Annotated in this window: 13 protein-coding genes; 11 read left to right on the top strand and 2 right to left on the bottom strand. The window is 66.0% G+C overall.

The window, feature by feature from the left end:
* The first annotated feature begins 27 nt into the window (after positions 1-27).
* From QMZ05_RS16570 to QMZ05_RS16550, 5 genes are all read left to right on the top strand, one after another.
* Positions 28-606: an NAD(P)H-dependent oxidoreductase gene (locus tag QMZ05_RS16570; protein WP_353701722.1), complete on the top strand. Its 579-nt coding sequence runs from the start codon at positions 28-30 to the stop codon at positions 604-606.
* A 6-nt stretch (positions 607-612) separates the two neighbouring features.
* Positions 613-1,335, top strand: coding sequence for an orotidine-5'-phosphate decarboxylase (gene pyrF, locus QMZ05_RS16565; protein WP_353701721.1), 723 nt, complete (start codon positions 613-615; stop codon positions 1,333-1,335).
* Positions 1,336-1,358: 23 nt separating this feature from the next.
* Positions 1,359-1,661 carry a DUF1330 domain-containing protein gene (locus tag QMZ05_RS16560; protein WP_050424071.1) on the top strand — a complete coding sequence of 101 codons (303 nt, stop codon included), beginning with the start codon at positions 1,359-1,361 and terminating at the stop codon, positions 1,659-1,661.
* Between the two features lie 66 nt (positions 1,662-1,727).
* A complete protein-coding gene (gene dapB, locus QMZ05_RS16555; RefSeq protein WP_353701720.1) occupies positions 1,728-2,540 on the top strand; it encodes a 4-hydroxy-tetrahydrodipicolinate reductase in 813 nt (270 codons plus the stop codon).
* Positions 2,541-2,587: 47 nt separating this feature from the next.
* Positions 2,588-3,211, top strand: a complete 624-nt coding sequence (locus tag QMZ05_RS16550) for a 2,3-bisphosphoglycerate-dependent phosphoglycerate mutase (protein ID WP_353701719.1) — start codon at positions 2,588-2,590, stop codon at positions 3,209-3,211.
* Between the two features lie 147 nt (positions 3,212-3,358).
* Here QMZ05_RS16550 and QMZ05_RS16545 read toward each other — a convergent pair whose 3' ends face one another.
* On the bottom strand, positions 3,359-4,255 hold the full coding sequence (locus tag QMZ05_RS16545; protein ID WP_353701767.1) for a bifunctional helix-turn-helix domain-containing protein/methylated-DNA--[protein]-cysteine S-methyltransferase: 897 nt from the start codon (positions 4,253-4,255) through the stop codon (positions 3,359-3,361).
* A 57-nt stretch (positions 4,256-4,312) separates the two neighbouring features.
* Positions 4,313-4,858 (bottom strand): DUF2244 domain-containing protein, encoded by a 546-nt coding sequence (locus QMZ05_RS16540; protein ID WP_353701718.1) that lies wholly within the window; start codon positions 4,856-4,858, stop codon positions 4,313-4,315.
* 22 nt (positions 4,859-4,880) lie between these two features.
* On the opposite strand from QMZ05_RS16540, the gene nth reads away from it, so the two are divergent.
* The 6 genes from nth (at position 4,881) to QMZ05_RS16510 (ending at position 11,779) form a co-directional block, all read left to right on the top strand.
* Positions 4,881-5,666 carry an endonuclease III gene (gene nth / locus QMZ05_RS16535; RefSeq protein ID WP_353701717.1) on the top strand — a complete coding sequence of 262 codons (786 nt, stop codon included), beginning with the start codon at positions 4,881-4,883 and terminating at the stop codon, positions 5,664-5,666.
* A gap of 182 nt (positions 5,667-5,848) precedes the next feature.
* Complete coding sequence (locus QMZ05_RS16530; protein ID WP_353701766.1) at positions 5,849-6,886, top strand: HlyD family secretion protein; 1,038 nt, start codon at positions 5,849-5,851, stop codon at positions 6,884-6,886.
* The gene (locus tag QMZ05_RS16525; RefSeq protein ID WP_353701716.1) at positions 6,873-8,504 is read left to right on the top strand and encodes an MFS transporter; all 1,632 of its coding nucleotides are present in this window, start codon (positions 6,873-6,875) and stop codon (positions 8,502-8,504) included. Before QMZ05_RS16530 ends, QMZ05_RS16525 begins: the two co-directional genes overlap by 14 nt.
* A 127-nt stretch (positions 8,505-8,631) precedes the next feature.
* The gene (locus QMZ05_RS16520; RefSeq protein WP_353701715.1) at positions 8,632-9,693 is read left to right on the top strand and encodes a type III polyketide synthase; all 1,062 of its coding nucleotides are present in this window, start codon (positions 8,632-8,634) and stop codon (positions 9,691-9,693) included.
* Positions 9,690-10,202 (top strand): isoprenylcysteine carboxylmethyltransferase family protein, encoded by a 513-nt coding sequence (locus QMZ05_RS16515; RefSeq protein WP_353701714.1) that lies wholly within the window; start codon positions 9,690-9,692, stop codon positions 10,200-10,202. Before QMZ05_RS16520 ends, QMZ05_RS16515 begins: the two co-directional genes overlap by 4 nt.
* On the top strand, positions 10,199-11,779 hold the full coding sequence (locus QMZ05_RS16510) for a DHA2 family efflux MFS transporter permease subunit (RefSeq protein WP_353701713.1): 1,581 nt from the start codon (positions 10,199-10,201) through the stop codon (positions 11,777-11,779). The genes QMZ05_RS16515 and QMZ05_RS16510 overlap by 4 nt, the downstream gene beginning before the upstream one ends.
* Positions 11,780-11,841 lie beyond the last annotated feature (62 nt).

Below are 11,841 nucleotides of genomic sequence, written 5' to 3'. Positions count from 1 at the left end.
GGCACGCGCCCTAACCGCGATTGCAGAATGTCCGCGCTGAAAATCCTCGTGATCCCGGGATCGCTTCGATCAGGCTCGCTCAATGCGAAGCTGGCAGCCGTGCTGGCGCACGAGCTCGCGCTGCTGGGGGCCGACGTCACCCGCATTTCGCTCGGCGATTTTCCGCTGCCGATCTATGACGGCGACCTGCAGGCCAAATCGGGCGTGCCGCAGCACGCCGTCAATCTGAAGCGGATGATCGGCGCCCATCATGGCGTGCTGGTCGTGACGCCGGAATACAATTCCTCGGTGCCGGCGCTGGTGAAGAACACCATCGACTGGGTGAGCCGCGTGCAGGATCCGCACGAGGCCCGCGGTCAGGTATTCCGCGAGCGTGTGTTCGCGATCGCCGCGGCATCCGGCAACCGGCTCGGCGGCACGCGCGCGCTGGCGGCGCTGCGCCTGATCCTGTCGGCGTGCCACGCCGCCGTGATCCCGAACCAGCTCGCGCTGTCATTCGCCGAGCAGGCCTATGACGACATGGATCACCTGAAGCACCAGGGCGACATCGACACGATGCGCGCGCTGGTGCGGCAGCTGATCGACCATTCCCAACGCATGATGTGAGGTGACATGCAGCCAGCCAAGATCGCTCCAGGGATCGCGCCGAGAGACCGGTTGATTGTGGCGCTCGATGTGCCGTCGGTCGCTGCGGCCGAGGCGATGATCGACAGGCTCGGCGACAGCGTCACCTTCTACAAGATCGGCTATCAGCTTGGTTACGCCGGCGGTCTCGCGCTGGCGAAGCAGCTTGCGGGCAGCGGCAAGAAGGTTTTCGTCGATCTCAAGCTGCATGACATCGGCAACACCGTTGCGCGCGGCGTCGAGAGCGTCGCCTCGCTCGGCGCGACTTTCCTCACCGTGCATGCCTATCCGCAGACCATGAAGGCAGCGGTCGAGGCCCGCGCCGGCTCCGGCCTGAAGATCCTCGCGGTGACGGTGCTGACGTCCTACGACGATGCCGACCTTCACGCCGCGGGCTATCGCCTCAACGTCTCCGATCTCGTCGAAGCGCGTGCCAGGCAGGCGCAGGCGCTCGGTGTCGACGGCCTCGTCAGCTCGCCCGAGGAAGCCGCTGCCCTGCGCAAGATCGTCGGCGATCAGATGAACCTGGTGACCCCTGGCATCCGCCCCGCGGGCTCGGCGACCGGCGACCAGAAGCGCATCATGACGCCGGCCCGCGCGATTGCCGCCGGCGCCGACTATCTGGTGGTCGGCCGCCCGGTAATGGAAGCCGCCGATCCGAAGGCCGCCGCCGAAGCCATTCACACCGAGATCGCCCAGGCGCTCGCCTGAACCAACAACACGGGAGAACACAGATGGCGAAGGGATACTGGATCGGACGCGTCGACGTTCACAACGACGAGGGCTACAAGCCCTACGCGGTCGCCAACCTTGCGATCTTCAAGAAATTCGGCGGCCGCTACGTGGTCCGCGGCGGCCAGCTCAACTGCGTCGAGGGCCAGAGCCGCTCCCGCAACGTCGTGATCGAATTCCCCGACTACGCAACCGCGATGGCCTGCTACAATTCCCCGGAATACCAGGCCAACATCAAGGTCCGGCAGCCGCATTCGATCGCCGACCTCATCATCATCGAGGGCTATGACGGCCCGCAGCCCTGACCGGCGGGCGGCCGGTTCGGTTGCCGGAACTGCCACGGCTCGCTATATCGCGTGGAGAGGTGAGCCATGGCTGACATGCGTTTGATCGTTGCGGGTGCCGGCGGCCGGATGGGCCGTACGCTGACCCGGGTGATTTCCGAAACCCCGGGGGCGGTGCTGGTCGGCGCGCTGGAAGCGCCGGGCTCGGAACTGCTCGGTAAGGACGCCGGCGTGCTCGCCGGCCTTCCCGCCAATGACGTCAAACTGTCGGCCGACCTGTGGTCGATGTCGGCGGGCGCCGACGGCATCCTGGATTTCACCGTGCCGGCCGCCACCATCGCCAATGTCGCGATCGCGGCCGAGCGCGGCCTCGTGCACGTCATCGGCACCACCGGCCTGTCGCCGTCCGACGACGCGGTGATCCGCAGCGTCACCAACCGCGCCATCGTGGTGAAGTCGGGCAATATGAGCCTCGGCGTCAATCTGCTTGCGGCGCTGGTCAAGCGCGTCGCGCAATCGCTCGACCAGACCTTTGACATCGAAATTCTCGAACTGCATCACAAGCAGAAGATCGATGCGCCGTCGGGCACCGCCTTGATGCTCGGCGAAGCCGCCGCCGCCGGCCGCAAGATCGCGCTCGATCAGCACTCGGCGCGGGGCCGCGACGGCCTGACCGGCGCACGGCGTGCCGGCGACATCGGCTTTGCCTCGCTGCGCGGCGGCACCGCGGCCGGCGATCACAGCGTGATCTTTGCCGGCCCCTCGGAGCGCATCACGCTCTCCCATCATGCCGAGGATCGCGCGCTGTTCGCGCAGGGCGCGCTGAAGGCGGCGCTGTGGGCGCACGGCAAGAAGCCCGGCATGTATTCGATGACCGACGTTCTCGGGTTGAGTGACTGAGATCGCTCGTCGAGATCAAATCCAGCTAACGCGAAACGGAATCTGAAATGAGTGATCGACTTCTTGTGCTCGTTCGTCACGGTCAGAGCGATTGGAATCTGAAGAACCTGTTCACCGGGTGGAAGGACCCTGATCTCACCGAGCAGGGCATCCGTGAGGCCAAGGACGCCGGCCGCAAGCTGAAGGCGCAGGACCTGTCGTTCGACGTTGCCTTCACCTCCGACCTCACCCGCGCGCAGCACACGCTGAAGCTGATGCTGGAGGAGATCGGCCAGACCGGACTGCCGACCACGAAGAATCTCGCGCTCAACGAGCGCGACTACGGCGATCTCTCCGGCCTCAACAAGGACGATGCCCGCAAGAAATGGGGCGAGGACCAGGTGCTGATCTGGCGTCGTTCCTACGACGTGCCGCCGCCCGGCGGCGAAAGCCTGAAGGACACGCTGGCGCGCACGCTGCCCTATTATGTGCAGGAGATCCTGCCCGGCGTGCTGCGCGGCCAGCGCACGCTGATCGCCGCCCACGGCAACTCGCTGCGCGCGCTGATCATGGTGCTGGAGAAGCTTTCGCCGGAGCAGATCCTCAAGCGCGAACTCGCCACCGGCGCGCCGGTGGTCTATCGCCTCAACGCCGATTCCACCGTTGCGTCGAAGGTCGATCTGGCGGGGTAGGCAACGTGTGATCCGTCATCCTGAGGAGCGCGAAGCGCGTCTCGAAGGATGTACGGCCACCAGCCGGGCGGTCGACCCTTCGAGGCTCGCTTACGCGAGCGCCTCAGGGTGACGGCGAGAGACCGTACGGTCTCGCTCTAGCGGCGATCAGTGCAATCCCACCTGGCCGGCTTCCCAGCCCAGCATCGCCTGCTTGCGGGTGATGCCCCAGTGGTAGCCGGTCAGGGCGCCGCTCTTGCCGAGGGCGCGATGGCAGGGCACCACGAACGACACCGGGTTGCGGCCGACCGCGGCGCCGACGGCGCGCGAGGCCTTCGGGCTGTTGATGTTGCAGGCGATGTCGGAATAGCTCACCGCGCGGCCCATCGGGATCTTGAGCAGCGTTTCCCACACCCGCACCTCGAAGTCGGTGCCGATCAAGACGACGCGCAGCGGCTGGTCGGCCCGCCACAACCTTGTATCGAACACGCGCTGCGCCATTGCGGTGGTGCCGTCGGTGTCTTCGACATAGGTTGCGTTCGGCCAGCGCCGCTTCATGTCCGCGAACGAGGTCTGCTCGTCGCCGGGATCGGCGAAGGCAAGCCCCGCGAGCCCGCGGTCCGTTGCGATCACGATCGCGGTGCCGAACGGCGACGGATGGAAGCCGTAGCGCAGCGTCATGCCGCCGCCGCCGGTCTTCCATTCGCCGGGAGACATCGCCTCATGCGTGACGAACAAATCGTGCAGCCGTCCCGGCCCCGAGAGGCCGGAGTCGAGGGCCGCGTCGAGCACGCTGGCGGAATCGCGCAGCAGGTTCTTGGCGTGGTCCAGCGTCAGCGCCTGCATGAAAGCCTTCGGCGTCAGCCCGGCCCAGCGGCGGAACAGATGGTGCAGTTCATCCGGCGTGACGGCGGCGGCATCGGCCATTGCTTCGATGGTCGGCTGGGTCCGCCAATGCTCCGAGATGAACGCGATGGCGCGCCGCACCGAATCGTAGTCGCGCAGCGCGGCGTTCTGGAGGCCCGGCTTGGCCAGGCGCTGGTCATGTATGGCGAGTGTCATCATGGTGTCTGATTTAAGAGCCATGGCGCATCCAAACCACCCGATTTCCGACAAGCGCGCTTAGGTGATGGGGTTGTAAGTGGGGCCGCGCTTGGCAGTGTTCAACGCGGCGGTCAAGGCTTTGGAAAAGCTAGCCTTTTCGTCCGGGCTCAGGAAGCTGCCGACGCTGACCCGGCGGCCCCGGGACACCAGGTAAAGCCGCTCGATACCGAACTCCTCATGCGAGATCTGCTCGAACCGCACCCACAGCGGATTGAGCACCCATTCGGCGACATGGCCGCGGTGGCTGATCCGGCGCACCCGCAGTTCCGACGGCGTGACGGTGATCTCCTCGCTCGCCCTGGCGCTGCGGAAATTGACCTTGAAGGCCCAGTAGATCACCAGCACATCGAGCCCGAAGAAGCCGAAGATCGGCCAGGCGCCCAGCCACCAGAACACCGCGCCGGCGATGAAGCTGATCACGGTGACGAGCGACATCAGCACGATGAAGCCGGTGCGGTTCAGCGAGCGATGCGGCGTCAGCAGCGCCGAGAACAGTTTTGGCTCGGCCTCGGTGCCGGTCGCCTCGGCGTCTCTCGCGGGATCAAAGTCGTTGCCTGCGGTCATGACGTATCAGTATATCCCGTTCATGGCCAAAATCATCCGCTCTCAACGCGCCAGCACGCCAAGCGTTCGGTCGGCGCCGAAGAAGAAAGTCGCGAAAGCGGCAAAGCCGCTGTCCAAACGCGCGGCAAAGAAAGCGCCGGCAAAGGCCGCCAAGAAAGCTGCAAAGCCCAAGCCATGGACGGCGGAGGAGGTCTACGAGGTCTTCGACCGGTTCCGCAAAGCCAATCCCGAGCCGAAGGGCGAGCTCGAGCACCTCAACCCCTACACGCTGCTGGTTGCGGTGGTGCTGTCGGCGCAGGCGACCGACGCCGGCGTCAACAAGGCGACGCGGCCGCTATTCGAGGTCGCCGACACTCCGGAGAAAATGGTTGAGCTCGGCGAAGACAAAGTGCGCGAGTACATCAAGACCATCGGGCTCTATCGCAACAAGGCCAAGAACGTCATCGCACTTTCCGAGAAGCTGATCGCCGAATTCGGCAGCCAGGTGCCGCGCACCCGCACTGAGATCGAATCGCTGCCCGGCGCCGGCCGCAAGACCGCGAATGTCGTGCTCAACATGGCGTTCGGCGAGCACACGATGGCGGTCGACACCCACGTATTTCGCGTCGGCAATCGCACCGGCCTCGCGCCCGGCAAGACGCCGCTCGAGGTCGAGCTCGGATTGGAGAAGGTGATCCCGACGGAGTTCATGCTGCACGCCCATCACTGGCTGATCCTGCATGGCCGCTACACCTGCCTCGCCCGCGGCCCGCGTTGCGAAGTATGTCTGATCAATGATCTCTGCCGGTGGCCGGAGAAGACCGTCTGAGCCATGGTCGTGATCATGTGTTACTAGGTTCGTCCCTGGTTTCGGTGCGTGCTTGAGGGGAGTGTGGTGTGGCAGAGCAGGTTCAAGACGGTCCGTCACAAGCCACCCAGACCACCGCCGCTCCGGCGGCAGCGCCAGCCACGCCGAAATCTGCGACGAAGGGCTTCTGGGGCCGCTTCGCTATCCCTCTGTTCGCAGTGCTCGTAGCGCTTGCATTCGTTGCGATCGCGACCAGCCGCTGGAACGCGTGGGTCGGCGCCGCCACGATCCAGACCACCGATGATGCCTATGTGCGGGCCGAACTCACCCAGCTCTCCAGCCGCGTCTCAGGCGAGGTGCTCACGGTCGCCGTCTCCGATTTCCAGCGCGTCAAGGCCGGCGATCTCCTGGTGCAGATCGATCCTGCCGATTACCGGGCGCAGGTTGCGCAGGCCGAGGCCGGCGTGGTCGGTGCGCAGGCCGCGCTCGACAACCTCAACAACCAGGTCGAGCTGCAATACGCGACCATCGCGCAGGCTGAAGCGTCGCGACTGTCCGCGGAGGCGCAGGAGACTTTGGCGCGGCAGGAGGAAGAGCGTCAGCACTCGTTGTCGCAAACCGATGCCGGCACGTTGCAGCGCCTTGAACAGGCCACTGCGGCTTACGCCAAGTCGCAGGCCGACGTGAAGGCCAGCCGCGCGGTGATCGCCGCGCAGCGCCATCAGCTCGAGGTCCTGCAAGGCACCAAGAAGCAGCGCGCCGCCGACCTCGACGCCGCCAAGGCGCTGCTGGCATCGGCCAAGCTCAAGCTCGGATACACCAGGATCGCCGCGCCGTTCGACGGCGTCACCGGCGAGCGCCAGGTGCAGCCGGGCGACTACGTCAACATCGGTACCAACCTGGTCAATGTCGTGCCGCTGCCGAACGTCTATGTGATCGCCAACTACAAGGAGACCCAGCTGACCAACGTCAGACCGGGCCAACCGGTCGAGGTCACCGTGGATACGTTCTCGGGCCAGAGGTTGCGCGGCACCGTCGAGCGCATCGCGCCGGCGAGCGGATCGCAATTCGCGCTGCTGCCACCCGACAACGCCACCGGCAACTTCACCAAGGTGGTGCAGCGCATTCCGGTGCGCATCCAGTTCGACAAGGGCCAGCCGTTGCTCGAACGTCTGCTGCCCGGTATGTCGGTGGTGACGCGGATCAATACCGGTGAGGCGGTCGCCAATGCCGGAAAATAATGACGACCGTCACAGCGGTCCGGTCTCGCGCGGCGACGTCGCGCGCTATCCGGTGTTCGCGGTCGTTGCCGTGCTGCTCGGCGCGTTCCTGGCGAATTTCGACAGCCGCCTGACCACGGTCGGGCTGCCTGATTTGCGCGGCGCGTTCTCGCTCACCTTCGACGAGGGCGCGTGGCTCTCGACCGCGGCGATCGGCTCGCAGATCTTCGTCGCGCCTGCGGTCGCCTGGCTTGCCACCGTGTTCGGCCTGCGCCGAGTGCTCGGCATTCCGAGCCTGGTCTATGCCGTGGTCTCGTTGACCATCCCGTTCGTGCACGACTACACGTCGCTGATTGCGCTCAGCATCGCGCACGGCATGCTGCTCGGCACCTTCGTGCCGGCGACCTTGATGATTATCCTGCGCAACCTGCCGATCCGCTGGTGGGTGCCGGCGATCGCGTTGTATTCGATCCGCGTCGGCTTTGCGCTCGACTCGTCGAGCTCGCTGGTCGGCTTCTATGTCGAGCATCTCGGTTGGCAGTGGCTGTATTGGCAGGGCGTGGTGATTGCGCCGCTGATGGGCCTGATGGTCTATCTCGGCACGCCGAACGAGCCGGTCAATCGCGACCTGCTGCACCATGCCGATTGGGGCGGCATGCTGCTGCTCGGCGCTGGCGTCGCGATGGTCTATGCCGGGCTCGACCAGGGCAACCGGCTGGACTGGCTGTCGTCGGGCACCGTGATGGCGCTCTTGATCGGCGGCGGGCTCTTGATCACCGCCTTCATGATCAACGAGATGGTGGCGCCCCGGCCCTGGGCGCATTTCAACGTGCTGTTCTCGCGCAATATCGGGCTCTCGCTGATCGTCATCCTCTTGTACACGCTGACCAGCCTGTCGAATTCGTCGCTGGTGCCGAATTTCCTCGGCGCCATCGGCGCGCTTCGGCCGGAGCAGTCGGGCGTGCTGCTGTTCATCTACGGCGCGCTGCCGATGTTCGTGCTGGTGCCGATCTCGATCCTATTGCTCCGCCACCTCGATCCACGCATCGTCGTGGTGCTCGGATTCTCGGCCTTCGCGGCCGCCAATCTCTGGGGCACGCAGCTGAGCCACGTCTGGGCACGGGAGGATTTCGTCGGCATCGTCCTGCTCACATCGATCGGGCAGGCGTTCACGCTGCTGCCGATCATCATCATGGCGTTGTCCAATTCGGATCCGTCGCGGGCGACGGCGTTCGCGGCCTATATCCAGATCATGCGGCTCGGCGGTGCCGAGATCGGCGTGGCCCTGATGGGAACGTGGCTGCGCGTTCGCGAGCAGATCCATTCGAACTATCTCGGACAGCACGTCCAGAACGGCGACGTCGACGTCGTGAACTTGCTGAAGCGGTTGGCCGGTGAATTTTCCGGCCACGGCGTCGGGGCGGCGATGGCGCGGGCCGTCGGCAGGCTGGCGGCGCTGGTGCAGCGCGAGGCCAACACGCTCGCCTACATTGACGGCTTCTGGCTGTGCTTCTGGCTCGCGATCGCGGCGCTGTTCATTGTGGCCCTGATCACGCGTGCGCCGCAGGGCCCGCTGTCGCCGGTGCCGCTCGGCTTCATCAGGAATCTGCTGCGCAAGCCGGGCGCCGCCGCGTCCTGATTGCCGAACGGCGCGGCTGTCGCTGCCGGGGTCAATTTATAGTGACTGCCGCGCTCCCTCTATCTCGCCGGCGCCTGAAATATTTTGCACGTCGCGTGGTTCCACAACCGGGGGAACTGGAGCCACGATGATCGAGACCAAGCAGACGGCCGCACTTGTTTCCATGGCGACGGCGGTTCCACCGCATCTATTCCATCAAGGGCAAGTCCTGCAGGCCGCGCGCAATCTTCTCGCCGACCGCTATCCCGAGTTCGAGACGCTCTCCAGCCTGTTCGCCAACACCGGCATCCAGCATCGCCATGGCGTGAAGCCGATCGAATGGTATCTCGAACGGCGCGGTTGGCCGGAGCGGACGCAGGCGTTCCTGGAAGGCGCGGAGGCGCTGTTCGTCGATGCCGCCGGCAAGGCGCTCGCGCGCGCCGAACTGACCGGCAGCGACATCGATACCGTGGTGACGGTGTGCTCGACCGGCATCGCCACGCCGACGCTGGAGGCGCGCGTCGCCGGCAAGCTCGGCCTGCGGCCGGATGTGTCGCGTGTGCCGGTGTTCGGCCTCGGCTGCGCGGGCGGCGTGTCGGGCCTCTCGATCGCGGCGCGGCTGGCGCAAGCGCGGCCGGGCGCGAATGTGCTGCTGGTCGCGCTCGAGCTCTGCACGCTCGCGGTCCGCCATGATGAATTGACCAAGGCGAATATCGTTGCCGCCAGCCTGTTCGGCGATGGCGCCGCGGCGATCGTGCTGCGCGCCGGCGACGGCGGTGCGACGCGGATCGAGGCGGCCGGCGAAAAGCTGTGGCCGGATACGCTCGGCATCATGGGCTGGACGGTCGATCCGGAAGGATTCGGCGTGGTCTTTCAGCGCACCATTCCGGATTTCGTCCGCGACCATGTTGGACCCGCCGTTGCCGAAATTCTCGCGCGGATGCAGCTGACGACCGATGACGTCGACCGCTTCCTCTGTCATCCCGGCGGCTCCAAGGTCATCGCCGCGCTGGAGCGGGCGCTCGCGCTCGATCAGGGCACGCTCGATCACGAACGCGATGTCATCGCGGCTTGCGGCAACATGTCGGCCCCGACGGTGCTGTTTGTCCTCGAACGCGCCCGCGCCAAGGGCTTGCCGTCGCGCGCGCTGCTCACCGCGCTCGGGCCAGGCTTCACCCTCAGCTGCGTTGCGCTGAGGCACGCGGCGTGAGCTTCGCCTCGGTCATCCTTGCGCTGGTCACGCTGCAACGCCTCGGCGAGCTCGCGCTGTCCCGTCGCAACACGGAGCGGCTGTTGGCGCAAGGCGCGATCGAGGTCGGCGCCGGTCACTACCCGCTCATCGTGCTGCTTCACGCCGGCTGGCTGACCGCGCTGTGGATCTGGGGCCGCAACCAGGATGTCAACCTGGCTGCATTAGCGGCTTTCGTGGCACTGCAAGGCTTGCGGCTGTGGATCCTCGCCGCGCTCGGACCGCGATGGACCACGCGGATCATCGTGTTGCCGGGTGCGCCGCTGGTCGTATCCGGGCCGTACCGGTACTTTCCGCATCCCAACTATGCCGTCGTCGTCGCTGAAATCGCGCTGCTTCCGCTCGCACTGCACCTGCCCGTATTGGCGTTGATCTTCACCGTCCTCAATTGTGCGGTGCTCGCCGTCCGAATTCGCGCCGAGAGCCGTGCGTTGTCGGTTTCCGACTGGCCACGCGTCAGCACGCCATGAGCGAGCGGGCAGATCACCCAGCCGACAGCCCATCGGCTGCGACCTGGGCGGGCTTCCTGCTGATGTGCCTCGGCATGTTCATGGCGATCCTCGACATCCAGGTCGTGGCAACCTCGCTGCCGACGATCCAGCGCGCGCTTGCGATCTCGCCTTCGGCAATGAGCTGGATCCAGACCGCCTATCTGATCGCCGAGGTGATCGCGATCCCGCTGACCGGACTGTTCACCCATGCGCTATCGCTGCGATGGCTGTTCGTCATCGCCGTCAGCCTGTTCATCGTCGCGTCCGTCGGCTGCGCCTTCAGCGGCGGCTTCGCCGTGCTGCTGACGTTCCGCGTGCTGCAGGGATTCTCCGGCGGCGTTCTGATCCCGGCGGTATTCTCCGCCGTGTTCACGCTGTTTCCGGCGCGCCTGCATCCGGTCGCCACCACGATCGGCGGCGCCGTCGCCGTGCTCGCGCCGACCGTTGGACCCGTTGTCGGCGGCTGGATCACGCAAACCTGGTCGTGGCCGTGGCTGTTCCTGATCAATCTGGTTCCGGGGATAATTGCGGCCCTGGTCACGCCGTTGCTGCTTCCGAAGGAGGGGATGCACCTTCGCGCGTTCTCAAGGCTGGACAAATCGTCGCTGATCCTGCTCGCAGCGGTCCTTGCAAGCTTCATGATCGGGCTGAAGGAAGCGCCGCAGCGCGGCTGGGCCTCGATGCTCTGCCTCAGCCTGCTGATCGGAAGCATTGCCGGGATGGCGCTGCTGATCCGGCGCACGCTCCGCGCGGCGGATCCGATCGCGCAATTGACCCTGTTCCGGCGGCGCTCGTTCGCGATCGGTTGCGCCTTGAGCTTTTGCCTCGGCATCGGCCTCTACGGATCGACCTATCTGATGCCGGTATTCCTCGGCTTTGTCCGCCGCCATGACGCCTTCGAGATCGGCACCATCATGCTGGTCACGGGAGCCGCGCAGCTCGTCGCCGCGCCGCTGGCGGCCTTCCTCGAAAGTCGCGTCGGCGCGCTGGTGTTGACCGGCACGGGCTTTGCCTTGTTCGCGCTCGGTCTCGGATTGAGCGCCTTCCAGCCACGTACGGCCGATTTCGGCGAGATGCTCTGGCCGCAGGTCGTGCGCGGCGTCGCGATCATGTTTTGCCTGCTGCCGCCGACGCGTTTTGCGCTGGGCAGCCTGCCGGAGGCCGAAATTGCCGACGCCAGCGGACTGTTCAACCTGATGCGCAATCTGGGTGGCGCGATCGGGATCGCCCTGATCGACACGATCCTCTTCGGGCGCAGCCCGATCTATGGCGAGGATTTTCGTGCACGCTTGCTCGCAGGCGATGTGAACGCGGCACAGGCGATCGGGCTCGATCCGATGTTGCTGATCAACCGTCCGCCGGGGCCGCCGGACGATGCCACGGTGGCGTTCGTCCGGCCGCTGGTCGAACGGGCGTCGCTCGCGCTCACCGTCAACGAGGCATGGGCGATGCTTGCCTGCGTGGCGATCGCAGGATTGCTGCTGGTGCCGTTCGCGCGCGACCGGGCGCCGGCGTCCGTCCAGGTGGCGCGGGAATGCGAGCTAGCAGGCTGTTGAAGAAGTCTTTGAGCGGCGCGCGATGAATGGGATGTTGTCGCCGTTGAGGAGGCAGATCTCCC

The sequence above is a fragment of the Bradyrhizobium sp. INPA03-11B genome (assembly GCF_040446015.1).
Taxonomy (GTDB): domain Bacteria; phylum Pseudomonadota; class Alphaproteobacteria; order Rhizobiales; family Xanthobacteraceae; genus Bradyrhizobium; species Bradyrhizobium macuxiense_A.
This window is presented reverse-complemented; position numbering and strand designations above follow the sequence as displayed.

Excerpts from the sequence above, each read along its gene's own strand:
- pyrF (WP_353701721.1), top strand. The coding sequence starts at position 613 with ATGCAGCCAGCCAAGATCGCTCCAGGGATCGCGCCGAGAGACCGGTTG.
- QMZ05_RS16570 (WP_353701722.1), top strand. The coding sequence starts at position 28 with ATGTCCGCGCTGAAAATCCTCGTGATCCCGGGATCGCTTCGATCAGGC.
- QMZ05_RS16545 (WP_353701767.1), bottom strand. The coding sequence starts at position 4,255 with ATGATGACACTCGCCATACATGACCAGCGCCTGGCCAAGCCGGGCCTC.
- QMZ05_RS16520 (WP_353701715.1), top strand. The coding sequence starts at position 8,632 with ATGATCGAGACCAAGCAGACGGCCGCACTTGTTTCCATGGCGACGGCG.
- QMZ05_RS16560 (WP_050424071.1), top strand. The coding sequence starts at position 1,359 with ATGGCGAAGGGATACTGGATCGGACGCGTCGACGTTCACAACGACGAG.
- nth (WP_353701717.1), top strand. The coding sequence starts at position 4,881 with ATGGCCAAAATCATCCGCTCTCAACGCGCCAGCACGCCAAGCGTTCGG.
- QMZ05_RS16540 (WP_353701718.1), bottom strand. The coding sequence starts at position 4,858 with ATGACCGCAGGCAACGACTTTGATCCCGCGAGAGACGCCGAGGCGACC.
- QMZ05_RS16550 (WP_353701719.1), top strand. The coding sequence starts at position 2,588 with ATGAGTGATCGACTTCTTGTGCTCGTTCGTCACGGTCAGAGCGATTGG.
- QMZ05_RS16510 (WP_353701713.1), top strand. The coding sequence starts at position 10,199 with ATGAGCGAGCGGGCAGATCACCCAGCCGACAGCCCATCGGCTGCGACC.
- dapB (WP_353701720.1), top strand. The coding sequence starts at position 1,728 with ATGGCTGACATGCGTTTGATCGTTGCGGGTGCCGGCGGCCGGATGGGC.
- QMZ05_RS16525 (WP_353701716.1), top strand. The coding sequence starts at position 6,873 with ATGCCGGAAAATAATGACGACCGTCACAGCGGTCCGGTCTCGCGCGGC.